General features: G+C 49.0%; 23 protein-coding genes and 2 pseudogenes. 3 read left to right on the top strand and 22 right to left on the bottom strand.

Going from position 1 to position 23096, the window contains the following annotated elements:
- Positions 1-98: 98 nt before the first annotated feature.
- The gene (locus tag CIK94_RS10635; protein WP_005816273.1) at positions 99-1361 is read right to left on the bottom strand and encodes an ATP-binding protein; all 1263 of its coding nucleotides are present in this window, start codon (positions 1359-1361) and stop codon (positions 99-101) included.
- 394 nt (positions 1362-1755) lie between these two features.
- Here CIK94_RS10635 and CIK94_RS10625 point away from each other — a divergent pair, with 394 nt between their 5' ends.
- On the top strand, positions 1756-2049 hold the full coding sequence (locus CIK94_RS10625; RefSeq protein ID WP_005816271.1) for a hypothetical protein: 294 nt from the start codon (positions 1756-1758) through the stop codon (positions 2047-2049).
- A gap of 2 nt (positions 2050-2051) precedes the next feature.
- Positions 2052-2417, top strand: coding sequence for a DUF2958 domain-containing protein (locus CIK94_RS10620; RefSeq protein ID WP_005816269.1), 366 nt, complete (start codon positions 2052-2054; stop codon positions 2415-2417).
- Between the two features lie 106 nt (positions 2418-2523).
- Here the strand turns inward: CIK94_RS10620 and CIK94_RS10615 are convergent, their stop codons facing one another.
- The 16 genes from CIK94_RS10615 to CIK94_RS10540 all read right to left on the bottom strand — a co-directional run bounded on the left by CIK94_RS10615 (position 2524) and on the right by CIK94_RS10540 (position 18798).
- Positions 2524-4446: a zincin-like metallopeptidase domain-containing protein gene (locus CIK94_RS10615; protein WP_005816267.1), complete on the bottom strand. Its 1923-nt coding sequence runs from the start codon at positions 4444-4446 to the stop codon at positions 2524-2526.
- A gap of 6 nt (positions 4447-4452) precedes the next feature.
- Entirely contained in the window at positions 4453-5058 is a 606-nt protein-coding gene (locus tag CIK94_RS10610; RefSeq protein ID WP_005816265.1) for a hypothetical protein, read from the bottom strand.
- A 72-nt stretch (positions 5059-5130) separates the two neighbouring features.
- Positions 5131-5313 carry a hypothetical protein gene (locus CIK94_RS10605; RefSeq protein ID WP_005816263.1) on the bottom strand — a complete coding sequence of 61 codons (183 nt, stop codon included), beginning with the start codon at positions 5311-5313 and terminating at the stop codon, positions 5131-5133.
- Positions 5310-6866 carry a glucosaminidase domain-containing protein gene (locus CIK94_RS10600; protein ID WP_005816260.1) on the bottom strand — a complete coding sequence of 519 codons (1557 nt, stop codon included), beginning with the start codon at positions 6864-6866 and terminating at the stop codon, positions 5310-5312. The genes CIK94_RS10605 and CIK94_RS10600 overlap by 4 nt, the downstream gene beginning before the upstream one ends.
- A 4-nt stretch (positions 6867-6870) precedes the next feature.
- A complete protein-coding gene (locus CIK94_RS10595; protein ID WP_005816257.1) occupies positions 6871-9327 on the bottom strand; it encodes a zincin-like metallopeptidase domain-containing protein in 2457 nt (818 codons plus the stop codon).
- An 82-nt stretch (positions 9328-9409) separates the two neighbouring features.
- Entirely contained in the window at positions 9410-11209 is a 1800-nt protein-coding gene (locus CIK94_RS10590) for a hypothetical protein (protein ID WP_005816255.1), read from the bottom strand.
- Between the two features lie 9 nt (positions 11210-11218).
- Complete coding sequence (locus CIK94_RS10585; RefSeq protein ID WP_007897422.1) at positions 11219-11491, bottom strand: hypothetical protein; 273 nt, start codon at positions 11489-11491, stop codon at positions 11219-11221.
- A 32-nt stretch (positions 11492-11523) separates the two neighbouring features.
- Entirely contained in the window at positions 11524-12345 is an 822-nt protein-coding gene (locus tag CIK94_RS10580) for a M23 family metallopeptidase (RefSeq protein WP_005816253.1), read from the bottom strand.
- A 15-nt stretch (positions 12346-12360) separates the two neighbouring features.
- Positions 12361-13023 (bottom strand): hypothetical protein, encoded by a 663-nt coding sequence (locus tag CIK94_RS10575; protein ID WP_005816251.1) that lies wholly within the window; start codon positions 13021-13023, stop codon positions 12361-12363.
- A 93-nt stretch (positions 13024-13116) separates the two neighbouring features.
- Positions 13117-13800, bottom strand: a complete 684-nt coding sequence (locus CIK94_RS10570; protein ID WP_005816248.1) for a hypothetical protein — start codon at positions 13798-13800, stop codon at positions 13117-13119.
- A 17-nt stretch (positions 13801-13817) separates the two neighbouring features.
- On the bottom strand, positions 13818-14519 hold the full coding sequence (locus CIK94_RS10565) for a hypothetical protein (protein ID WP_005816246.1): 702 nt from the start codon (positions 14517-14519) through the stop codon (positions 13818-13820).
- Positions 14500-14985: a PH domain-containing protein gene (locus CIK94_RS10560; protein ID WP_005816244.1), complete on the bottom strand. Its 486-nt coding sequence runs from the start codon at positions 14983-14985 to the stop codon at positions 14500-14502. Before CIK94_RS10560 ends, CIK94_RS10565 begins: the two co-directional genes overlap by 20 nt.
- On the bottom strand, positions 14982-16124 hold the full coding sequence (locus CIK94_RS10555; protein WP_005816242.1) for a toprim domain-containing protein: 1143 nt from the start codon (positions 16122-16124) through the stop codon (positions 14982-14984). The genes CIK94_RS10560 and CIK94_RS10555 overlap by 4 nt, the downstream gene beginning before the upstream one ends.
- 30 nt (positions 16125-16154) lie before the next feature.
- Positions 16155-17750 (bottom strand): hypothetical protein, encoded by a 1596-nt coding sequence (locus tag CIK94_RS10550; RefSeq protein ID WP_005816239.1) that lies wholly within the window; start codon positions 17748-17750, stop codon positions 16155-16157.
- 37 nt (positions 17751-17787) lie between these two features.
- Positions 17788-18012 carry a hypothetical protein gene (locus CIK94_RS10545; protein ID WP_005816237.1) on the bottom strand — a complete coding sequence of 75 codons (225 nt, stop codon included), beginning with the start codon at positions 18010-18012 and terminating at the stop codon, positions 17788-17790.
- A gap of 24 nt (positions 18013-18036) precedes the next feature.
- Positions 18037-18798: a DUF4099 domain-containing protein gene (locus tag CIK94_RS10540; RefSeq protein WP_005816235.1), complete on the bottom strand. Its 762-nt coding sequence runs from the start codon at positions 18796-18798 to the stop codon at positions 18037-18039.
- A gap of 220 nt (positions 18799-19018) precedes the next feature.
- On the opposite strand from CIK94_RS10540, the gene CIK94_RS14885 reads away from it, so the two are divergent.
- A complete protein-coding gene (locus CIK94_RS14885) occupies positions 19019-19648 on the top strand; it encodes a M23 family metallopeptidase (RefSeq protein WP_007837448.1) in 630 nt (209 codons plus the stop codon).
- Between the two features lie 162 nt (positions 19649-19810).
- Here CIK94_RS14885 and CIK94_RS10525 read toward each other — a convergent pair whose 3' ends face one another.
- The 5 genes and pseudogenes from CIK94_RS10525 to CIK94_RS14770 form a co-directional block, all read right to left on the bottom strand.
- Entirely contained in the window at positions 19811-20368 is a 558-nt protein-coding gene (locus tag CIK94_RS10525) for a DUF4411 family protein (RefSeq protein WP_005816230.1), read from the bottom strand.
- Positions 20359-21501, bottom strand: coding sequence for an ImmA/IrrE family metallo-endopeptidase (locus CIK94_RS10520; RefSeq protein ID WP_007897423.1), 1143 nt, complete (start codon positions 21499-21501; stop codon positions 20359-20361). Before CIK94_RS10520 ends, CIK94_RS10525 begins: the two co-directional genes overlap by 10 nt.
- 234 nt (positions 21502-21735) lie before the next feature.
- Positions 21736-21924 (bottom strand): hypothetical protein, encoded by a 189-nt coding sequence (locus tag CIK94_RS10515; protein ID WP_005816226.1) that lies wholly within the window; start codon positions 21922-21924, stop codon positions 21736-21738.
- A pseudogene (locus tag CIK94_RS10510) lies at positions 21921-22685 on the bottom strand (SIS domain-containing protein); the annotation flags it as partial. The pseudogene CIK94_RS10510 and the gene CIK94_RS10515, both read right to left, overlap by 4 nt.
- Positions 22682-22996 (bottom strand): annotated as a pseudogene (locus CIK94_RS14770) (hypothetical protein); the annotation flags it as partial. The pseudogenes CIK94_RS10510 and CIK94_RS14770, both read right to left, overlap by 4 nt.
- Between the last annotated feature and the right edge of the window lie 100 nt (positions 22997-23096).

Below are 23096 nucleotides of genomic sequence, written 5' to 3'. Positions count from 1 at the left end.
CATTGATAAATTTTAGAAAGGGAGGGCTTGTCCGTGATGGATAGGCCCTCCCTTAATCATATATGTATTAACGCATATTCTATGCGCATATCTTTTTTTTATCCGTGTTTCTCAGTACTTGACCAGTCAAGCAGGAAGTCATATATACTCATTATCTGTATGCCGTTTTCGTCGCTCCACTGCTTGGTATGTTCTCCCACGATCAGCAGTTTGCGGAAAGAGTCATCTACAAGACGCAACGACCGTTTCTCCTGTTCCATCTTTTCTGCATCGGGCATACGCCACGCCGACTGGATGTAGATCCGCTCGCTCCCTTTGTTGCAGACAAAATCCACTTCCAATGTCACCCTCTGCTGCTTTCCTTCCGTATTCCTCACTCGATGATAGACGTTACCCACATCCACGAGCCATCCTCGCATACGCATCTCATTGTAGATGACGTTCTCCATGATATGTGTCGGCTCGCTCTGACGGAACGACAGAATAGCATTCCTCAGACCTACGTCCTGATAATAATACTTGGACAACGAACCTATGTATTTCCGTCCTTTGATGTCGAACCTTTCGGATTTTTCGATAAGGAAAGCATCCTGCATATATTCCAGATAAGCCGACACTGTCTTGTCGGTTATGCTCTGCACATTGCTTACGGACTTGAACGTATTGGCTATATTCAGTGCATTGACAGGTGCTCCTATACTGGATGCTACGGTCTTCGACAATTCTTCAAATTCAGGTCTCAGTTCTATGTTGTTCCGCTCGTAGATGTCACGTAGATATACCGTGCGATAAAGGCGACGCAGGAAATCAGCCTTCTTCTCATCCCCAACCTGTGTAAGTAGTTGCGGCAAACCTCCGTACAGTCTGTATTCAGCCCAACCGTCTTCTTTCGAACCATCATACACCGTCATGAACTCCTTGAAGGATAGTGGCCACACATGTATCTCGTCACCTCTGCCTCGGAATTCCGTCACCAGGTCAGAGGACAGGAAACGCGAGTTGGAGCCTGTGACATACACATCCGCCCCTTCGGTAACTGACAAGGAAGAGAGCACCTCTACAAAGTCTTCCACCTCCTGCACCTCGTCGATGATGATATAATAAGTCTCATAGTCAATCATCATCTTTTCCACCCAGTCCAACAGGTAGTCCGGGTTCTTGAACTCTCTGTTCTTCCTACTCTCCATGTCGATGACGAGAATATGGTCTTCTCTCACGCCCTCATCCAATAGATGCTGATGAAAGAGTTTCTTCAGAAGGAACGACTTGCCTGAACGTCGCAATCCTGTGATTATCTTTATGAGCCCGTTGTTCTTTGAACGGCTCAACTGTTCTATGTATCTATATCTGTTTACTATCATATTTTACGAAAAACTGTCACTTGTGACACTTTTTCGGAGGCAAAGTTATATATTTTATCCTAAATCAAAGAAAGAAATAAAGAAAAATGCACTAAAAATCAATGATTTTCCTGTTTTGTAGTGTCTATTCCACTTGCCGATGCCCATTTTTCTTTGCAAAGTTACTGCCCGGGCGAATGGTCAAGTACCGCCATGCTAACAGGCAGAGGACTGAACGACAGCTTTCCGCAAATCAAAGATTTGGGTATTTCATTAACTCCTCCGTCTGTTTTCTTGCCTTATCGCCCTCATTCCGCAGTCTTTTGATGCACGAAAAATCAGTTCCCGACAAGAGGAGCCGAAAGGCTTCAAAAGGAGGGAAGAAAAACAAGTTGAACAAATAATTTCTTTGCGTATGGAATTACACAGATTATCAGAAAACGAGCAGGCATTTGTCGAGTGCTTCTCACGGTTCGTAAACGGTCAGATGGGGTCAGCCGCCAAGGTAGGCAATGCCCTTGCAGATGACCATCGCTATCTTATCAACGAAAAGGGCAAGGTGGTGTTTGCCTTCTTGGAACGCCTTGCCAACGACTATCAAAAAGGTCGTTATGACCAGCGTGACGAGTGGGTGTGCCGATTGGCAGCAGAGGCCATCGAACACCTTGTAGAGAACAGAATGTATTACAGAACACTTAACAACGATTGACTATGGCAAGCAGATTGATTACACCCGTATTGGAGGAGATACTGAAATCCTATCCTCTGTATTCACAGGACGGCAAAGGCAAGGATGCCGTTTGTGTGGCAATATTCTTCATCGGACACGTCCGTTGGTTCGTACTTGAAGGACAGCCGGAAGGTAACGACACCACGTTGTTCACCATCGTATGCGGTCTGCATGAAACGGAGTATGGCTATACCTCCGTCAATGAAATGGAGAGCGTAAAGGTGGATGGCTCCAAATATGGAGTGGACGAGATATTTCAAGTGGAGCAGTTGGACGGCTTCAAGCCGGTGAAACTGAAGAGCATTCCAGACGAGGATTTACAAGCATTCCTTCATAATATGGAATGACCCCAAATTAAATCAGCCGCAGGGACATTACTCCTTGCGGCTGACTATTGTTAGTACCTACTATGAGTAGTAAAGCCTACGATTAGTATATACTACGATACTACTCTCATCTTCGGAAAGCGGACTTGGCAACGTGCTCCTCTTGTACCTCTTCCTTCTGGTACTCCTCCATGTCAAGCAGTTGCTCATACGCAGAGCTGATGTTTGCGTCCATAGAATGGTTGTGGCTGAAAGGGAAGGTATGCTTCACAGAGAGTCCTGCATTGGTCACAGTCCCCACATCCAGGCTATCCTTATCCTTGTTATATTGCAGGTTCAGCAAACCACCATTCGGCATTTGGAATATCGGCATTTTTCGCTGCGCCAATTCCGAAAACTCTTCGGCGGTCATCTCCCTCGCCACAGCCTTCACGTCCTCACTGGCACGTCCTATGCCATAGCGAGTGATATGGTCACGCACTTCTTGCTCCGTATGCTTCAGGAACACCTCATACGTACCGCCAACACTCCCGTTATAGACCACTGCAAAGTCCTTGTCCTCTATTAGCAGGTCATCGCCTCTGTTCTGGCACGGCTTCCTGTAGGTCTGCTCCTCGTCCATGCCGTTCCCGTCATAGTATTCCTTGGCAAGCGTCAGCAGTCCTTGATAGTCACCTTTCTCCTTTAGCTTATCCAGTTCCGATGTGTCATCCGTTGATTGGAGATAGGCGATGGAGGCATAATAGACGTTTTCTTTCGATTGTGAAGGCTCTGTCAGGCTTTTGTACTGGGCAAAAGCCTCCTGATAATTGGTGTCAAGGTCTTTGCCGTGGTCGTAAGGAACAGAGAGTTTCACTTCCAGACCGTTACTCGTCGGCACAGCAATCTTTACAGAGTCCTCCTTCTCATGATGCTGGATATATACAGCAGAACCATTATATGCCAAGACTGCATGGTCGCCGTCATCTATGGATAGATAACTTTTCCCTTGCCCGTTTTCCTGCTCAGCCTTTTTCTCCTGGTCTATCTCCATAGCAATCTTGTCGATATGCTGCGTGAGCATTGAGGTAGCTTTTTTCACATCGAGTAGCGTGGTCTTGATGAACTGCGGCGACTCCTTCAGCGAATCCAGCCAAGACTTCAAATAGGCAGCCGAATCTCCTTTCAGATGCTTTGTCATGCCATACCGCTGAGCGGTCAGCGCAGCCGTCAGTTCTGCCACCAGTTCCTCGCGTGCATACTCTGCCGAGCCGAAGGTAGCGGGCTTGATGCGGTCTAACTGTCCCTCCGCACCCGTGGAGTGTCCCATCTCGTGGAAAAGGTTCGAGTAGAAAGACTCCCCATCCTTGAACTGCCTTTTCTCAGGCATCACAATCTCATTCTTGCTGATGGAGAAATAGGCGGAATCACCGAACATCGGTTTGATGGGACATATCCAACGGTTGTCCGCTATCATCCTATCCACGGGTTCAAAGGCAAACTGCTCGTCCTTCTCTACCTTGGGCATCGAGTATTCCTGTTCCAGTTTCTCCCAAAACTCTGGTCTGACCTCCTTCAGGTTGGTCTGCGCCACATTGAAGACATGGTAAGTCTGAAGCTTTGGATATACATTGTACTTTTCGCGCTCTTCCTGAGAGAGCAGTTTGTAGTCCTCCCACTTGATGTGTTCCTTTGTTTCCTTATTGACCACCGTAAACGTGGTGAGCATCACGGGGAAAGAATGCTCACCTTTCAGTACTGACACACGGGGCTTCTGTTCCTCGTCTTTCTTGCCAGTTTTGTTAAACTGCTGTATGCGGTCGAAGGTACAGAAGCGAGGAATCTTGTAACCCTCCTTCTCGCAATGCAGGAGCAACATCATAGCGTTCATGCCATTATATTCTCGTCCGTTCAGGTTTTTCGGCCATTGCAACGCACCTTCAGTAAACCAGGGCTTTTTCCATCCGTCTTTGCCCGACAGCGACTGAATACGCTCAATCATCATATCGGCAAACAGGTCGAGTGCCTTGTCTTCGGCACTCGGACCTTCCTTAGCATAAGGCTTTCCCATAGTCAATTAACCATTATAGGGCTGCGGAACATATTCGCTCATTTCAGACACTCGGCAGGAGAAGTCCAGTTTGTCATTGAAGACACTGACAGACAATGCCCCTTTGATGTTCGCTTTCACGCCTGGTTGCAGCCATGCCTCGCATTTGCCATCGAATAGGAAGAAACTTACCCAGATGTATTCAAATCCGTCCTGTACTTTCTCTGCGCTGAAAGCGGAGAACTGGCAGTACGGCACACCATTCTTGTCCGTCTTGTCCTCAATGCTCTTGCCCACCTTGCCGCGGAACTCCATCACGCCCTTGATGCAGTCCTCTGCCTCGTCAGGCTGGTGGCTGATGCTGCTTGCCGACAGGTTGAAATAAAGGACATCGCCCCATTTTCTTGGTACCAATACACCGGCTACCTCAATGCGTTCGCCGATGTTGCAGCTGCCCACCTCCGTCAGTGTCCCATCTTTGATGACCGACACCTCGATGGTCTTGTTAATCCCGCTCTTCGCTGGAATGACTACGTTCATGGCAAAGCTCACGAATGCCTTGCCCTCCTTGTTCGTGCGGCAGGTCGCAGCCTTGCTGACCGTTCCGCACACTGTTACATTACATTTGATCATTGCTCGATACTATTTGAATTATACATATCCATCGTCCAAGTGAAATGTCTTAGCAATGACAATAATCTCTTTTCAATCATCATATACTAGCGCACGTATCAGTTCATAGACTATCCACGCTGCTATGATAAGTTGGAAGCCGAGATAGATGATGGCCACGGTCTGACCGAAAAGCCATTGGGTAAGCATGAAGTGTCCTGCCACAGCTACCATACCCACCAGCAATGTACACAGATGACTTGCTATCCTTTTCATTTCCTTTGCAGATTTTGTTGTTGACTCTCAGCCTCCATCCCTTGCTCGAAGTTCTGCGAAGCCTGCTGTGTCGCCACGATGCCTGTCACCATTCCCGCAATCTTCGTCCGTTTGCTTTCTTCCGACAGATTGGCATTGCCCAAAATGAGCGACAGGCGGTTCATCTCCGAGGAGGTCAGTTCACGGTCAATCTTCACCGTACCGCTCTCTGCATGAAGCACAGTCTTGCCGTTCTCACCCACAGTAATGGTGCATTGCCTCATGCCTGGAACAAGCGAGGTCAAATCTACGAGCCGGTTGGCTGCCATGGCAGAGATAAGTCCTTTTTGTCGTTCCTCATCATTGCTGTCAATCTGCGCTGCCAACATCATCAGCGACATGAAGGTGGTCATCGCCATGTCGAGTATAGGGTCATTCGTTCCCGAAATGCCCACGCCGCTGTCCTCCGAGGAAAGGATTTTCTTCATCCAGTCCTCCGACGAAACCTTCTGCTCCTGTGGCGCATTGCTCTTGTATTTTGCCAACAGGTCATTGCCGTTATGCAGGGCCTGTAGCTTGATGTTGCCTTTCTGTCCGATTTCTGCCAGATAAGCGGCTGGATCCATATCCCTTTTTGAGCCGTCAGCCGATACACTCTTCACTCCGAAATGCAGATGCTCGCCAGTGGTTCTGGTGCCGGTATTTCCCGACACCCCCAACTTCTGACTGGCATTAACCACGTCACCTACCTTTACTGCTATGTCAGACAGATGCAGGTAGGAGCATTGCACCTTGCTGCCATCCTCACGGCTGTATTCCACGGTGACGGATTTCCCTCCTGCCGTGTTCGCATTATGGTTCACCGCCACCACCTTGCCGCCGTTCTCCGTGGCCAACACCGCCTCATGGTTCGTCTTGATGTCAATGCCCTTGTGCATCTGCTGCTTGGTGGCATCCATCGGATCCTGGCGATTGCCGAAAGGCGAGGTGATGAAGAGAAACTCCTCTCGCTCCACAGGAAAGGAATACCCGGCAGACTGCGGTACATGGGCAGCAGGCATTTCTCTACGAGGATTATTCTCCACCCCGAACGACCGACCTTCTGCCCGCATCTCAGCCATCACCTCACTGTCATACTTGTCCAGTCCGTTGGCTTCAATGATGCGCTGCAGACTTGCAGCATAACCGCCGCCCGTGGCATAGCCGGCACGCTCAATGCCCTTCGTCCATCCCTTGTAGTCGTCAGGCGACAGCGTGAAGCACTGCGCATAACGCTTGTTCTGCTTCAGGAACTGCGAGTGATGCTCATAACTGTCACCCACGCTTTTGTACTTACAGAATTTCTCGTTGGGCCTATCATCCGTATAGACTCCATACTCTCCGCCATTCTTCAACCACGATGCCGTAGCCTTGATGCCAAAGTGGTTGTTGCATTCGCGCGACAGTTGGCTCTGTCCGTTGCTGCTCTCCAGTATGGCTTGCGCCAAGATGACGGAGGCAGGAATCCCATACATCCGCATCTGTTCTTTGGCTTCCTCCGCATATTGTGCGGCATACGCTGCGTTCTTTCCCATAAGCCTATCTCCTTAGACTGGTGTGTTGTTCTGTTTCTTGACTTTCCTGTGCCATCTGCTTTCCTGTCTCTTTTCCAGGTGACACCATCTCCGTAATTCCACGCTTCGATGATGTTGTCTGCTTCGGCATTTCCAACTGGTCACAGATGGCCACCCGTTCACCAGCACGAATGAGCTTCGGCAGATAGGTGTCGAGGGCATGATATGGGAATCCTGCCATTGCCAACGGCTTGCCTTCATCATCCTTGCGCCCATTGCTCTTTGTCAGCGTAATACCCAATATTTTGGATGCCTTCACCGCATCATCCTTGTAGGTCTCATAGAAGTCACCGCAGCGAAACAAAAGAATGGCATCAGGATGCTTCTTCTTCAAGTCAAGATATTGTTGGACAAGGGGAGAGACAGCAGCCTTGACAGCCTTTTCATCCTTCTTTTCTTCTTTCTTTTCCTCTTGTTTCTTCTCTTCCCTTTGTTCAGAGCTTTTATCTTCCTTAAGTACCACTTCCTTCTGTTCATCATGCTTATCGACAATTGCCGTCTCCGCTTGCTTCACCTCCGTCGCTTCTTCCTGCTTCTCTTGTGTACTTTGCTCGACATTGTTGTCTTTCTGCAATACATCAGCAAACAGCGAGGCGGCAAGGTTCTGCTTGTAGGAATCCCTGTCAGGAGCCACCCACAATCGTTGCCATTGTGACGGACTGACACTTCTCGGCTGCAACTTCTTGCCGTCAATAGTGGCTGCACACAGGCATTCGCCCGATTTGGCACGGAATACTGCCACACGCTGGATGCGGTTCAAATCAACCTCCTGCTCATTACCTCCGAAGATGTCCACCTTCAGGTCGGGTTTCGCCTCTGCCATAGCATAATACTTCTGTGCCAGTTCCTCACGCACACGCTCGATGTTGTCCATCGACTGCTTCAAGGTGGTGAAGAAATGATTGAGGTCTCCTTTGTCGGGATAGACGGCAAAGCCCTCCTTACCTTCGGGCTTGATGTACAATGCCCACCGCTCCTTGTCATCCTTTACCAACTGCACATTGTCGAAACCGATGTCACGGCTGTGGGTTACGGCCTCAGAAGCATCCAACGAGGATAGGTCTTCGATAGACCAGTTGCGCAGTCTTGATACCGTGATTTTCTTGTCGGCGAAATAACTGTCGTCGGGACGGAAGCCCAAGGCTCCGTCGGGATTGTAGAAACGCACGTTGTCATAACCCTCTTTCTGCAAGGCATTGGTGAAGCGTTGCTTGTTCATGCCCTTGATCTCGTTGTTCACCTCCAACGATGCACCCTGTGGCAGCACCACATCGGCGGTCTTGCTGGCATCATCACGCACGATGACCACAGTACGCTGCTCCTCGTTGGGATGCTGCTTGATTTCGTCTGCTACGAAGTAGTGGTTGGGCAACTGCACCTGTATCTGCGCCGTCTCTCGCTGATGCTGGTCGGTGGCATACTCCACCTTTTCACCCAGTTCGGCTTTCTTCAACACCTTCAGCGCACCGTTCACCTCACTCTCGATGGCATCAATCAGACAAGGGTCTTCCTTCAGTTCCCTCGTCCAATAGTCCACCATGCTAAGGCTGTCCTTTGACAGACGGGCAGGCAGTCCCAGTTCGAGCATCTTCACGCCCGAAGCTATCTCAGTGATGAGTCGTTCCTTCTTCACGGCATCCTCCGACGGGGCTTTGCCGTTCTTCATGACCATGCCCTCACGTGCCAACCGCTGCTGATGACCGGTGGCAGACACCAACTGACGCATCATCTCCTGTACATAGTCATTGTAGTGCTCGAAGTCACGCTGCCGTGGCAGGTAGATGACATCCTTCTCGGTGTCGTAGTGCGCCACACCCGTGCCGTCCTGACGTACATTCACGAGGTTGTCCTTCATCTTCTGAAGGAATCCGTTGACGCACCCATGCAGCTGCTTGTCCTCCTTGTCGCCATAACCTCTATCCTCCACCGTGCCATCCTTCTTCAATGCCGTAGTGTAGGCTGTTTCGTTAGCCATAGGCAGTAGCGTCTGGTCGATATTGAACAGCACACGGATCTCACGGTTTTTCACTCCCTTGTACTGCTGTTTGTCCTGTTCCGACAGTTCTGCGTATGCCTCCTTGGTGATGACATCGTCGGGATTGTTGCGGTTGACGTACTTATTCCAATTGTAATACAGGAACGGCACACCTTTCTCATGCTCCCTCACGCTCTCACCCCGTGCCTTCGCTTCGGAGAACTGCGTAAACAGATTGCTCTTGCAACCCTTGGCATCGGAGTCAAGGGCAAGGACAAGGGCATTGAACGGACTGACCGAAAAGCCCTTGGGATAGAGCTTCGGATAGAGTTTGCCGCTTGCATTCAACCAATGTCCCTTGGCATCCACCGCACTCGTCAGTGCCTCAGTGAGCAGCGACACCTGCTTCTCCGCCGTCCGCTTCTCAAATTCTGATTTCTCTTTCATGCTTTTATCTTTTTGTTTATCTCAATCACATTCTATAATTGGCTTACCAAGCCACCGTTCCCGACAATTTTGTTGTCGGGCTTCACTGTATTCCCCTCGGTCGCACCACGCTCTCCCGTGCCTGCTCTTCGTACTGCATTGCTGCCATCTGTCGCATCTGGTCGTTCTTGGCAAGTATGGCGTTAGCCAATGTATTCAGCGGCAATGCCCCCGACTGATGCGCCCCAATCACACTGTCAGGCAGTTGAATGGTACAAGGCACATGGTCAATGTTGGCAACGAGACACCGCCCTTGCAGCATCGGGTTGCTGATACGAGGATTGAGTGGTTCATCAGGATATTGGCGGTACTGAATGCGAGATGCAGCAGGACTAACTGTAGGTGCAATGCCTTCCTGCTGTTTCCTGCCCAGCACCTCATGTCCCGCTTTGTTGAGCAGATTGGCACCTCCCATACCCATCAACAGCATCTTCAGTATAGGATTCTTCACGAACATTCCAGCCACGATAGAGGCCAAAGGAAGGAGGCTATTGTCCATATTCAGCGATTTTGTCTTGCCAGTGAACAGTCCCACCAGTACATCGGGCAGCATCGCCAACACATAACCAAGGTTCTTGCCGATGTCTGAAAAGCCGTTCAGTCCAAAACTCTGCAACAGCCCGTCCCATCCATTTTCGTTTGTTTGTAAGGCTGTTTCCTCCTGCTGGACTACAGATGGTGTTGCCTCTTCAGTCGATGAATCAGGAGTTTCTTTCGGTTCTGCCTTCTTCTCCTTCTCAGCCTCTGCATCCAGTCTCGCCTTAACCTCCAGATACTCGTCTTCCTGTCCAGGCGCAACTATCAAGGGCACATCCTTGTACTTGCCTGTACGTTTGGTTGCTTCGTTTCTCTGAGGGTCAAGGAACGTACCTTTGTTCCAAGGAAAAGAGGTCTGCTCGGTTTGTTTCGTCCAATCCATAAAAGTGATATTGCTCGTGGGAATCTTGTTCTTGAAATGGCTGTTGGTAGCCTTGATATAGCTGTTCTCGTGGTTCTTGATGACTTTTGCCTGTTTGCGGAATGAGGCGAAGACGTTGGTGCCCGTACCGAAAACTCCCTTGCTGATACACTCCTCGACACAGACCTCTTGGCTGCTACCTTTCTTGCTTAGGTGCTCCATGCCGACATTCATCACCATATCGATACCGACAAACTTGGCGAAGGTTGCCCATGAGCCAATCCCTCCCATGGCCACGACATCGGCACCCGCTCCGGCTGCCCATCCCGCTGCCTTCTCTGTTCGAGAGGGCTTATAGGCTGCCTCTCCTTTGGCTTCTATCTCTGCGGCAAGGGGTGACTTGTTCAGTTCGTAGGGCAGACCGAACAGACTGCTTTGTGCCGCCTTGCGGATGATATAGTCGGCAGAAGATGTTGGCATACGGTCTTTCACCATTTTTTCTATCATCAGCTGCTCCATGCGGTGATCGATATAGGCGTATGCCAAATCACAACCGAGTTGTTTAGAGAGTGCATCGTACCGCTCTCGTCCTATCTCCGTCACCACCGCCTTGCGCCATTCCTCAGCCATCACGGCAAGGTCACGCTGCATATCCTTGTTGCCGACAATAGCCTCCTTGCACATCGCCAGATAGTCTTCGGTGGTCTTGCTGTTCCACTTGCCTGTAATCTTCAGCGTGGCGTATGGGTCATCACCAGGCATATTGGCAGTGGCCAATGAGCGTAGGATGCCAGCCGTACTGTTGGAGTAGGCTCGCATCTCGTCTGCCTGTCTGTTGGACAAGTCCCGTTGCACCCTGCCCATCACGGGGGCAAGGTGACACCCGAAGTAGTCGCCCATCAGACGCTCTATCTCTGCGAATCGCTGACTGTTCTTAACTGCCATATACCTTGTTTATATATTATACTGCTGTAATATCTGTTCCTTTGTCTGCTCGATGGCATTGTGATATATCTCCATCTGCTTAGGATAGTGTTCCTCCAACCATGCGTCCTTGTCCACTTGGCAGTGGATGAACTGCACGGCCATACGTTCCTCAATCTCCACGGAGGGTTCCCCCTCTTCCTTACCATTGAACCATGCCTTTGTCCACCATCTCACGCCAGCCCGGTCGGGATAGACGCTCACTATCCTCGGAATGTCGAAGCTCTGGATATCCACGTCCAAGTCGGCAAGAGGGTCGATGATGCCGTCATGCGTCAGGGCTTGCTCTTGGAGTTTTTTTTTAACACCTCGTCCATCGTGGAGAGATATACCTGATGTCGCATGGCAAGATAGTTGAGAAAGTCGGCAATGAGCAGGTTCTGCACCTTAGTCGCCAAAGGCATACAGCGGTTGCCGATGCCCAAGGGATTAGCCATGCTCGGCATGGTCTCGTAGAAATAATGCTTGCTCGCTCCCAACGAGAAGATGTTTCTCAACGACTGCTCCGTATGTTCGGGCAGAGAGTATGCTCCTTGTTGAAGGTCCTCGAAGTAGGAGGGAAGGAAGCGGAGCATCAATGCCTCTATCTCCTGACGGTCGGTGTCGTAGGGTGAAGGGATGTTCATGTCCAGTTCATTGATGCCCATTTGGGAATTGTGCTCCAATGCCTTGATATTGCCGTAGAGCATGGTGAGGAACTCCAACGGATTGATTTCCTCTCCGTCAAACCTCACCTCCATGTGCAGCAGGTCGCCACTGATGGCGATGGTCTGACCGGCCTTGACGCTTTGGGAGAAGTTGGCGAAGACATTGGAGAGATGCCTGTAAGTCACTTCGTATTTGCCGTAGCGGATGGTCTGGTAGATGCCATGCTCCGCGTCCGACCCAATGGCAGAGACGGTTCCCGTTGCCACCGCCGACAGCAGGTAATGGTTCACTGAGAAGTCTATGCCGTGATGGAAGAATGTTTCTCCCGTCACGGGATTTTTCTGCTCTCCGTAACCCAAGGACATCTGCACGTCCTGCTTTATAGGCTCCTCAAACGGCATACAGTAGCCGCTCGATGAGCGCAGTATCATTTCTTCTGTATATCTCATATCACTGTATATTGGTTATCGTTTCATCCCTCTGCTTTGGGTCTCTGCTTCTTTCATGTTCTGCCCATGTGAAGACGTACCGCCTCTGTTAGGCAGAGTTTGCGCCACCTTAGAATTGTTCCCGATGATCATCGCTCCAAGCAGGGCACCCGCAATCTTGCTCATCCAACCAAAGCGTCCGAATACCATGAAGGCGGCAGCCACCAGTCCGACGATGCTCATACCCGACACGTTGCCCTTGCCGATATTGCCAAAGAGATTGCCTATCATGTCGCATCCTACGCCTCCGAACATATTCCTAAAGAAATCACTGATGCCGCTGAACTGGGTGTCCATCTTTCCGGCTACAGTGTTCACCGCATCAACGGCTTCACCAGCCTTGCCCGTCAGACGTTGCACATCGTTGGCGGTTTGTGCCACCGCTTCCGTGGCATTCTCGCCGATGACAGCATCACCTACGATGCGTGCCACGCTCTTGTCTGTGGTCAGCTTCTCCCATGTCACATAGCCTGCGGCACTACCCACTGCGGCCGTCTGCATAGCCTTGCCGGCTCCCATAAGGGTGCGTTGCGGGTGGAGTGCCGCACTGCCTAAGGTCTTTCCAGTTACTCCGATGACATGGCCAGTACCTCGTGCCGCCTTGCCACCATATTTCAATAATGAACTCCAAAATCCCATATCTTATCGTTTTTTAATCACGGTTTGACTTCGTCTTCTTCTGTCACGACTCGGCATAGCTCGAACAAGTTCGGCTCTGCTCTCGCTGCTCCATCAGTTTACGTTCTTGCCCACCTGCTTCCACCGCCTCTTGGCAGCCGCTGCTATCTCGGCTTTGTTCGCTTTGGTGGGTCTTGCCCCTTCGTCTATCTCCATCCAAACATCGCCCATGGTGGTGTATTTCACCGCCCTCGTCAGTCGCTTCAACTGCTTGTTCATCTTCTTCAGTTTGGGTCGGATGCCGAAGACTATCTCCACACGCTCCTTCTCGGTCATCTTGTTGCCCGACAGGCATACCGTGCGTATGTCATTAACTATCTCGATGCTGTTCATAATCAGCTCGCGGTATATCTTGTTGCGCTTGGCTGACAGGGCTACGGCAAGTCCGTTGGCAGGATGGGCATCCAACTGCGCCACCAATCCACCCATATTGTCCACCAACTGACCTATCTCGTGATAGAAACCATATATCTGTGCGGCATAGCTGACGATGGAACGGAAGGAGTCCAGATAGTTGTTGAACTCCCGCTGCAGGTCGGTAGTGGCTTCCACTTCCTCCTTGGTCCAGATATGGCCGGTGGATTGTAGCAGCATCACTTTCTCCTGATTCTTCAGTTCTTTCTCCGCCTTGTTGGTGTACATCAGAATCATCCCCGCAAGAGTCGGGTCGTTCTGCGCCCGCACTCCTGCAAAAGATGATATAAACATAAAAATGGCAATTGATATGAAATACTTCATGACTGATTCCTTTATCGTTAATCACTGATGGTCATACGTCCTGCTCTGCGCCATCTGCTAAGGGCTTGGGTGGCTATCTCTCCATTGCTTCGGTCTATCATCCCTGCCGTCACGCCGTTCCACACATCGGTCATGGTGTAATATCGTATAGACAGATAAAGACGATGCAGCTTCTTGCTGAAGGCACTCAGCTTGTCGTTCAGTGCCCACAGCGTCTTGCTCCTTTCCGCACCAGTCAGCATGTTCTCTTTGCCTCCTTTGGCGACTGCATCTTTCAGCAGTGTGAAGACGGACACCAATTCCGTGGCGGTCTCCATATACAGGTTGTTCATCGAGAGGGTGGCAACGATGCCTTGCGGATTATTGTTGATGGCCTTGCGCATCTTACACAAGGTGATGAATATCTTCACTCCATCGTCGTACAGATAGGTACAGGCTTTGAGGGAAGAGGCATAACCACTGGCGGTTTTCAGATAACTGTTGTACTTCTTCTCCCATTCGTGTATCTTGGTGAACTCTGCGGCGATGGTATTCTGCAACAGGGCAGTCTTGGTCTGACCTTTGATTTCCTTCTCTATCTCACCGTTGATGGCTTCGTTGCCCTCTGCTAATGCCATCCATTCCAAAGGGTTGGCAGTCACAATCTGTGCATGGGCTGACGGCACGCTCAGTACCAATGCCACGACAATGAACCAAATCTTATCTATTCGTAATCTCATATACGCCCTTTCTTCGTTTGTTCGTTTCTACTCTTGTTCGTATCACACTCACCACGTCATAGCTGTTGCTGATGCCGGTCATTTCCAGTTTCGGTGTCGTTCTATCCATCGACAACACGGTCACGCTTTTCAGTCCGCATAACTGTTGTATCAATGTCTGATGCTCGGCAAAGTCCACCACTCGGTACAACTCCATGTAGTTCACGCTCCGCTGAAACACTCCGTGCTCACAGATGAGTTGCTCGCTCCCGATATGGTAGCGGATACTCCTCAGATAGATGAATCGGTAGAGTAAACAGAGGGAGAACAGGAGGCTGAAGACAAGCAACAGGGTACTATATGCACAACCGGGCAATCCTCCGATTAGGAGCATTGCCACGCACAACAGCAACAGAGGCAGTTCGTTGATGAAAAACTGTCCGATGCTGGGGCACAAGGTGATGATGCTATTATCTTCTTGTCTCATACGCTTCTATGATATGTGTTCTTTTCTTCTTTTTCCCTTTGTTTCTCTGCCTTGCCGGCTGCGATAAACTCGGCATAGTCGAAGGTATCTGGTTCGCCCTTGGCAATCAGTTCTGCTGATTTCTTGTTGAGCAGCGCATCGTTCCAGTCCTTGTAGCAACCCAATGGATGATAGGCTTGCACATGCTCGTGACGGAAGCCCATCTCTGCTGCCACCTTCCTGAAGTTTGCAACAAACTGCCGCCCTGCATCGTCCTTGTCAAAACCCAAATAGTGCCGTGCGTTGGGAGTAACGGACAGAAGTCCTCGCATCTGTCCCTCGGTGGGTGTGCCGCCCGTAGATACATACACCATCTTTACAGGATTTATCTGATACTCTGCCATGGCATCGTAGGCACTCTCAAACCATACAATTTCGCTTGCTTTATCCAACGGCTCGCCCGTGAGGTTGGCAATCCACAGTCCTTCACTGCTGTTGCTTCCTTCTGCCTTGCCCTTGTAACCGCCGCTACCGTCCATCTTCGGTCGTCCTCGTTCCTCAAAGCCCACAGTCTTGTCGGGTGTCTTGGGCAGTACAAGCGGAAAGGCAAGGTTGGCAAAGGTAAGTCCATCCGTCCGATGCTTAGTAGCCAGACAGAAATGCCGATGAAAAGCATACTGCGTATAGAGGTCGATGCCTCGGAACTTAAAATAGGGATAAAACCTTTTCTGCGTTTCCCTGTCCTGCGGATTGAACTTGTGGATGTCGTAGTCATTCAGGTTGAATGGCTTTCCGTCCTTTCTTGGTTCTGTAATCTTCGATGGTCTGTCCTCTATGGGTTGGTTGAGCAGTCGGTTGCAGACGAGGTTGACGAGTCGGTCAGGAGACATTCCCACCTTGTTCTCTGAAAACATTTCTGGATGCTCCTTGATGAACGAAATGACATTATACACCTTCTGCTGCGGTGGTTGGAAGCAACATTTCCCATTCTGCGTGACAATGAACTTATCACCACGCACCCGTCTGCCCTCACTGTCAGTACGCACATACGACGGATAACGCAAGCCATCTCTCTTGTTCAGATGATACCCTGCGTCCACCAGTACTTCCTGTATGCTCAACCTGTCCAGAAAGTCATCGTATGTCAGTTCACTACTCATTATAAATTATAAATTGTAAATTATACATTGTTAATATCCTCTCCTTATCTCCGTGGCAACATGATTTGCTTCTGCCTCAAAGTACCTTGCCGCAATCTCCTGTGGCGAATCCACTCCCGGTTTGAAGTAAGGACGTGGACCGCCATGATGCTCTGCATAGAACTCCGGGGCTGGATGGTGATGATGGTGGCTTATGTCATGCGCCACCTCTGCTGTAACGACTGCTCCTGCCGTCAGAGCCGCCAATATCTTCGTGCCCAGTCCGGCGTTGGTTTCGGGGCGTGTCTTCATATCCACTTCACTGAAAACCTTGGAGAAGAGTTTCATGCGATGGTAGTCATCCACCGCCAAGAACTTGTCGTAGTCCTTCTGCTTGATTTCGTGCGTGATGGCTTCTCCATTGATAATGGCGGTCATGCGATACTTATCTTCGCCTTTCTTATCTCCCTCCATCGGAGGCACTTTCTCCACCATGATGTCACCGACTTTCACTTCACGCCCATGCGCTCCCTCACGATACCAACCCTTGTTCTCATTAATCAAGGCAAGGTCTTCACCTCTCACCATGGCATCGCCTTGCAACACGTCACGTCTGACAGTCTCGTCCTCTTCCAACGGAAGCAACCGTTCCTCGTCTTGTTGCTGACGCTGCTGCAACTCCTGTTCAAGTTCGGGATGCAGATGCAGGTCGATGCGCTCCTTGCTATTCAGTGTGTCCATCAGGATTTTGTCAGCAAAGTCGTCCTTGATGATGCCATTCAGCAGTTCCAAGCGTTGAACGACGGGCACTTCCTTGATGGAGTTGGAGGTGAGTTTCTTCAGTTCCTCATCTGTCAGGTCATACACCATGTCGGCATTGACGCTGTTCGACTGAATGGTCAGCGTCTTCGCATTCTCATCAATGATGATGCCATGCGATGCCAGACACTCCTGCCACTTCTCATTGGTGAAATAGACAGGCGAGGTAATCAGTTCCTTATAAGGCTTGGCTGGCTCCGTGCTTCTCGTGCGGCTGATGGAAGGCATTATGATTCCCTCCAAATCTTTCAGCACATCCTGTTGCTGAGGGCTATAACTCTGTTGCTGTCCCTTATAATAGAACCCATAACCGCCGCTCTGCAATTCGCCAGGCTTCATTCTGCCGTCCCAACGTTCAGGCACAATCGGGGCTTCGGGGAAGAACAATCGTCCTCCAACTCTGCGAAGATGGAATCCCTCCTGACTGCGTGGTGTCCAACCTAAAAAGGGTGGTGGCATATCGATGCGCCCCATCCGTCCATACTCGCCGATACCAACACGATAGCCGTGCAGCCCCATAGCTACACGACCGTTGGCATTGCGTGCATGAACGAAGTTCTTGGGCATATAGAAGTCGTTGCCCACAATGCCCGTAAAGGTATTGTAGGCTAACTTGTTGGCATGATTCGTACCCCAGTCGGTCAGAGCCAACATCTGCTTCTCGGTGATGTTATAGGTAAGCAGCGGACTGTCATGCCCTTGCACCACAAGCTGATAGCCGCTGCCATTACTCACCACATGAGCCTGCATACCATTGCGCATGAGCAAGTCACGCATCTCTGGTTGCAGGTCCATCTGTTGGGGATTCGTATTCTTTCTTATCGCCATACTTATTCTTCACTCTTCATTCTTCACTCTTCATTTATCATGCTTCACCGTTCTCTATTGCCTTCTCCAGTTCCTCATCTTTGTGATGGACAAACTGCTCCGCACTCTCTTCACAAATGCAGAGTCCGTTGTTCAGACAATAGCTCTCATATTCTTCCTGCCATTCAGCAGAATGATGGTTGACATACTCCAACCAACCGTACTCGCCGCTCTGTATCTTCTCGACGAGCACATCCTCTGGATAATATTTATTTGATGCCATATACTTATTTATATTATGTGTAGATTATTTGTGCATGGAAAAAGAGGCGCGGTTGCGCTCTCCATTCTTCTTCTGCTCATTCCAAAGTTCTTCCGTGTATTCCTCTTCAGGCACATAGTCAAGATTACCGTCATCGCCCATTACCCAACAGCCATAGCACCCGAAGGTGTATTTGTCCCACTCTCGCTTGGTGTTCTCCTTCCACTTCTGACTGTCGCCTTGATTAATCCTTATGCCGGTCTTATCGTTCAGGTCAATACCCACCGTCACCTGTTCGTCCTCCATGATGAGCGTGAGCGGCTCACCCTTCTGCATCACGGTCAGTTCTGCCGAACTCAGTTTCAGTTCATCCTTCAGCACCTCCAAGTTGCGCCCGATGACAGGCGTAGGTACCGACATCACCTGATTGGTCTCCGTGTCAATCTGCACGAAAGCCTTGCTGCTCCTGCCATCAGCATCCTTAACATCGGCAAGGATAGCCTTTCCAGCCAGCAAGTCCTCCTGCTGTTCCTGAGTAAAAGCCTCCAATGGTGATTTCTCCAACTGCGGATAGAAGACCACATCCACCTTGCCGTCCTCCATACGGACCAACGCAAATCGGGTGCGGCTCTTCAATGTCTCGCCCTCATCATTATTCACCTGAATGGGCAGCAACGGTGAACGTCGTCCCTGACCAATATCTTCCAACGCCCACATGGGCAGGTCTTCAATCTTCTCTTGTGTGAGACCAAAACGAGCCAGTGTCTGATAAGGCACCTCGCTCTCTTCAAATCGTACTTGCTTCATACTTTAACTTTGAATTTGAAATTAAACTCATGCAAAGTTATATACCTATTCAGAGACAAGCAGAATTGCATAAGATAATGCGTGTTATTTTTGACGATTATTATTATTTGAGTTTGATTTCTGCTCAAAAATCAAACTCGATTGCTATATTATGTTACAATCTTCTTGTCTTCCCTTTGTTCTTTATGCCAGTCAAAGAATTGCTTGTTACTTTTGCACCATGAAACGATTTCTACTCATCACAATAGCAGCAATATTCTGTTCATCAGCAACAGTATGCGCTCAGTTCAATACCGTCACACAGACTAAGGTACACCGCAAGGCTGTGCCAAAAACGACGCAGTCCGCAACATCCGAACAACTGCCTCCGTGCTCGCCGCATCAGCGGCGAGACTCTCTTGCCTTTGCCCCATTACAAACCCAAACGGAGCAGACCGACCGCCACACGGCACTTGTCAGTCCACTCCGTCATATCTCTGTCACCAGCCCTTTCGGCTACCGCAGAGACCCATTTACAAAAAGAAAAGCCCTACACAACGGGCTTGATTTGAAGGCAAATTACGAACCCACATACGCCATGATGCACGGCGAGGTCATCAAGGTAGGCAAGGACAAACGTTCAGGCCTCTATGTCACCCTCCGTCACGGCGACTTCACCGTCAGCTATTGCCACCTCTCCCAAACTCTCGTCACCAAAGGCACCCACGTCCGTCCCGGCATCATCATCGCGCTGACAGGCAACAGTGGTCGCAGTACTGGTCCCCACCTGCACCTCACACTCAAAGACACAAAAAAAGGACGAGCCATCGACCCGTCCATTCTTCTCAATCTTATCAAGCATCCACTCTAATAGAACGCCTTGTCTTTTGTCGTTCACATCACCCCTTCCGCATTGCAATAATGTCTTAAATATCTAATCCTCAACAATTTCTATTCTTGAAAAACAAGTGTTTTATTCACGAATATAATATGATTTCGTGAAAGATGTCATAAGATGATACTAATATCTATGCTATTTGTCAATAAAGAACCCGTTTCTATGCAGATATTCTGAAACGGTTAGTGTTCCAATCCCTATCTGCTCACACAACAAAGGAAGTTTCTTGAACAACTTACCGTCATTCTGCTGCCTTGTTTCCTCCGTCATTACTTGCATCTCTTCCAGATGGATAGCGTCCGAGTGTCGTACATTCAGTGCATAAATGATAATCTTAGCATCACCTGTTTTAAGGTATTCTTCCTTTTGCTCTATGTATTCTTCTTCAGTCAGTTCCTGCTTCTTCAGTCTTACACAGAAATTGTTGTCTATCATGTTGCTGAATCTCTCTGGGGCACATGGAAATAGATCCTTTGTCGGAATGACCAATTTCTTGTCTTTGAGGAAAGGCATCTTTTCAACTGCAATTCCTTTGGAGGTGCGTTTTGATTCATCCAGAATCACATCAAGTAGCATCAAATCCTTGCGGGAGAACGCCTCTTCCAGGAATGAGTACAACTGTCCGTCCTTATCCAAGGGAAGATAATTCTTGGCAATCATCACCAATGAGCATGTATCAACAACTATCGCCATAACTCCCTCTCAAAATTTGCTGGTTTGACATTGAGTCTCGAACAGAAAGTGGTCTCGTTGACCACTCCATTGAAATAGGCATATTGCATGGTTTTCAAGAATAGCGGAGAAATGATGGGCTTTGGTGTTCGCCCGCCTCTCTTCTCAGAGTTTTTCAACTTTTCCTGTTCCTCTCTTCTTCTGTATTCCTCTGCCAATTCACTCTTGACATTGCTGTAGCTCGAATAGCTGATTTTCCTGTCGATATACATCCTTGTATATAAGGCAAGACGGCTAATGTGCGTCCGTGCACTGATAGCCTTGAAGAGGTCAATGCAGTAGTCGTTACGGGAATCTACACATGCTATGTTAGCAAGTGTTTCTGCTTCTTGTCCCATAATGAACTGATATGCAAAATCATTGCACCATCTTTCGACATCACTGTATGAAGTCTGTGCCGAGATGTCCATCATGTCCACCGACTCCACTTCTTCAATCCCCAATAGACAATGCCCCAATTCATGCGCCAGAGTGAATATTTCTCGCTTGTAATGCTTATGATGCTTAAGCACTATCACATTGGGCTTAAGGTAAAAACCGTCAATGTTGGTTTTCTCTTTCTTGTTCCATGTCTCTATGTATTCAAAGACAAAAATGCCATGATCGGCGATTTTTTCTATCATCTTCACAAGAAACTGCCTATGATTGACAGTTTCCCCGGGATAAAAAAAATCTCTTGCACGTACGGCTACTGTCTTAGGGTCATCTTGTAGGGTGTAGTGTTCTATGTCAAACTTCACATCCAGTTGCGACAGTTTGTTGTATGCATCCAAAGCGTTTTTCAGACTCTCGAATCGGTTTACAGTACGGATCGACTCCAAGTTCAGCTCTGTTCCGAATGAGGTCTTGCGGAAGAAGATACTGCTGCTTGCATTGGTTGACAACTTAGAATAGTCTTGAAAGAAACTGACTTCTTTGTCGAATATCTCACCTATACGCTTCAACACCCCCAAATCAATAGAATCTCCACTGATGTCTGCGGCTCCTGTTATCCGTTTCCTGCCTTTGTTCAGAAGAGACAACAAGTCATCCACCGACATCTTGTATAATGCCAGCAGGTATTCTAAACGTTTCTTGTTAATCTCTACTTTCATATCAGCCTCGATTGAACTATTGTTGTTTTGATGCAAATGCTTAGGCACAATTTTGCGTTGCAAAATTACACATTTTCACTTAAATGGGCGAATTTTCATGCTGAATATCACTGGAATTTATGTTTATTTTGCTAAATCGCTACATTTTGCCACCAAAAAGACACAAAAATAGGACGAATCATCGACCCGTCCTTTTGTTTTTAGCCTTTTTCGTTCTAACCACAGCCTGCAATGTTATTCATCAACTGGTTCATCACTCGCATGTCTCATTTCGTAAACTGTCCATAAGGCTAACACACATTCAATGGCTATCACGGTAATGGCCGCAGTCATGCCCCACCAGTGGGCAATAAGCATAAAGATGCCAGCCTCAATGCACAACGCAAAGAGGATGGTAACAATAAGTGATAATATTCTATTCATTCTACGGTAACTGATTTAGCAAGGTTTCTTGGCTGGTCAACATTCCTATCCTTGTTGATGGCGATGTAATAGGCCAGCAACTGCAATGGGACGGAAACAACGAGAGGTGTAAGGCATTCGGGTACGTCGGGCACTTCAAGGCAATGGTCGGCGATGTCCTTCATTGCGTCATTGCCCTTGGTAATGATGGCGACAACCGTACCGCCACGCGCCTTCACCTGCCTTACATTACTGATTATCTTGTCATACAGCGAGTCCGTTGGAGCAATGACCACCGTGGGCATCTCGCTATCTACAAGTGCAATCGGTCCATGCTTCATTTCCGCAGCAGGATAACCCTCCGCATGGATATAGGATATTTCTTTCAGCTTCAACGCACCTTCAAGGGCGGTGGGGTAGTTGTACCCACGACCGAGATAAAGGAAGTTGCGGGCATAGGTGTATATCTTCGACAAGTTCTTGATTTTGTCAGCAAGTCCCAACACATCTTTTATATATAGGGGCATGTTCTTCAACTCCCGGACAATCCTCTCTACGGTTGCATCATCCACAGTACCACGCATCTGTCCCACGCAGAGGGCAAGCAGCATCAGCACCGTTACCTGTCCTGTAAAAGCCTTGGTAGAAGCCACACCTATCTCAGGTCCTACATGGATGTATGTCCCGGAATCCGTATTTCTTGGGATAGAGGCACCCACGACGTTGCAGATGCCATACACAAAAGCCCCCTTGCTCCGTGCCAACTGTATGGCGGCAACGGTTCCGAGCGGTCATACTTCCTTTGTAACTCCATACACTTCTCAAAGGAGAAGTCGGATGCCTCAAAAAGAGGCTGGATAAGGTGGGCGCATTCGTTCAGCAGTCCCTTGACGATGTGGATGTTCATCTCGTGGCAGTTTCGGCAAATTGCACTGTTGCAGTTGATATACCGATGACTGTTGATGAAGTCATCCACATAGCGGTCATACCGCTTGCCATTCAAAATCACATCCTGAAGATAGAGTTCTCTCGCTTCTAAGAGTAACTCAAACAATTCTTCTGCTACATCCTGTTCGGTAGCGAAGTGGGTCAGGTGTTGCTTCTCTTCAAAAAAAGAGAAGACTTTTTAATTTGTTTTTGCATACTAAATTACTTATTTATAAGTTTATGACGACTGAAATATAAAAATTACA

This window comes from Prevotella sp. P4-51, assembly GCF_002251455.1.
In the GTDB taxonomy this organism is placed as follows: Bacteria; Bacteroidota; Bacteroidia; order Bacteroidales; family Bacteroidaceae; genus Prevotella.
The sequence above is the reverse complement of the archived record's forward strand: the minus strand, read 5'-3'. Positions and strand labels throughout refer to the sequence as shown.

Coding starts and splice junctions, on each gene's coding strand:
- CIK94_RS10635 (WP_005816273.1), bottom strand. CDS start 1,361: ATGATAGTAAACAGATATAGATACATAGAACAGTTGAGCCGTTCAAAG.
- CIK94_RS10625 (WP_005816271.1), top strand. CDS start 1,756: ATGGAATTACACAGATTATCAGAAAACGAGCAGGCATTTGTCGAGTGC.
- CIK94_RS10620 (WP_005816269.1), top strand. CDS start 2,052: ATGGCAAGCAGATTGATTACACCCGTATTGGAGGAGATACTGAAATCC.
- CIK94_RS10615 (WP_005816267.1), bottom strand. CDS start 4,446: ATGGGAAAGCCTTATGCTAAGGAAGGTCCGAGTGCCGAAGACAAGGCA.
- CIK94_RS10610 (WP_005816265.1), bottom strand. CDS start 5,058: ATGATCAAATGTAATGTAACAGTGTGCGGAACGGTCAGCAAGGCTGCG.
- CIK94_RS10605 (WP_005816263.1), bottom strand. CDS start 5,313: ATGAAAAGGATAGCAAGTCATCTGTGTACATTGCTGGTGGGTATGGTA.
- CIK94_RS10600 (WP_005816260.1), bottom strand. CDS start 6,866: ATGGGAAAGAACGCAGCGTATGCCGCACAATATGCGGAGGAAGCCAAA.
- CIK94_RS10595 (WP_005816257.1), bottom strand. CDS start 9,327: ATGAAAGAGAAATCAGAATTTGAGAAGCGGACGGCGGAGAAGCAGGTG.
- CIK94_RS10590 (WP_005816255.1), bottom strand. CDS start 11,209: ATGGCAGTTAAGAACAGTCAGCGATTCGCAGAGATAGAGCGTCTGATG.
- CIK94_RS10580 (WP_005816253.1), bottom strand. CDS start 12,345: ATGAGATATACAGAAGAAATGATACTGCGCTCATCGAGCGGCTACTGT.
- CIK94_RS10575 (WP_005816251.1), bottom strand. CDS start 13,023: ATGGGATTTTGGAGTTCATTATTGAAATATGGTGGCAAGGCGGCACGA.
- CIK94_RS10570 (WP_005816248.1), bottom strand. CDS start 13,800: ATGAAGTATTTCATATCAATTGCCATTTTTATGTTTATATCATCTTTT.
- CIK94_RS10565 (WP_005816246.1), bottom strand. CDS start 14,519: ATGAGATTACGAATAGATAAGATTTGGTTCATTGTCGTGGCATTGGTA.
- CIK94_RS10560 (WP_005816244.1), bottom strand. CDS start 14,985: ATGAGACAAGAAGATAATAGCATCATCACCTTGTGCCCCAGCATCGGA.
- CIK94_RS10555 (WP_005816242.1), bottom strand. CDS start 16,124: ATGAGTAGTGAACTGACATACGATGACTTTCTGGACAGGTTGAGCATA.
- CIK94_RS10550 (WP_005816239.1), bottom strand. CDS start 17,750: ATGGCGATAAGAAAGAATACGAATCCCCAACAGATGGACCTGCAACCA.
- CIK94_RS10545 (WP_005816237.1), bottom strand. CDS start 18,012: ATGGCATCAAATAAATATTATCCAGAGGATGTGCTCGTCGAGAAGATA.
- CIK94_RS10540 (WP_005816235.1), bottom strand. CDS start 18,798: ATGAAGCAAGTACGATTTGAAGAGAGCGAGGTGCCTTATCAGACACTG.
- CIK94_RS14885 (WP_007837448.1), top strand. CDS start 19,019: ATGAAACGATTTCTACTCATCACAATAGCAGCAATATTCTGTTCATCA.
- CIK94_RS10525 (WP_005816230.1), bottom strand. CDS start 20,368: ATGGCGATAGTTGTTGATACATGCTCATTGGTGATGATTGCCAAGAAT.
- CIK94_RS10520 (WP_007897423.1), bottom strand. CDS start 21,501: ATGAAAGTAGAGATTAACAAGAAACGTTTAGAATACCTGCTGGCATTA.
- CIK94_RS10515 (WP_005816226.1), bottom strand. CDS start 21,924: ATGAATAGAATATTATCACTTATTGTTACCATCCTCTTTGCGTTGTGC.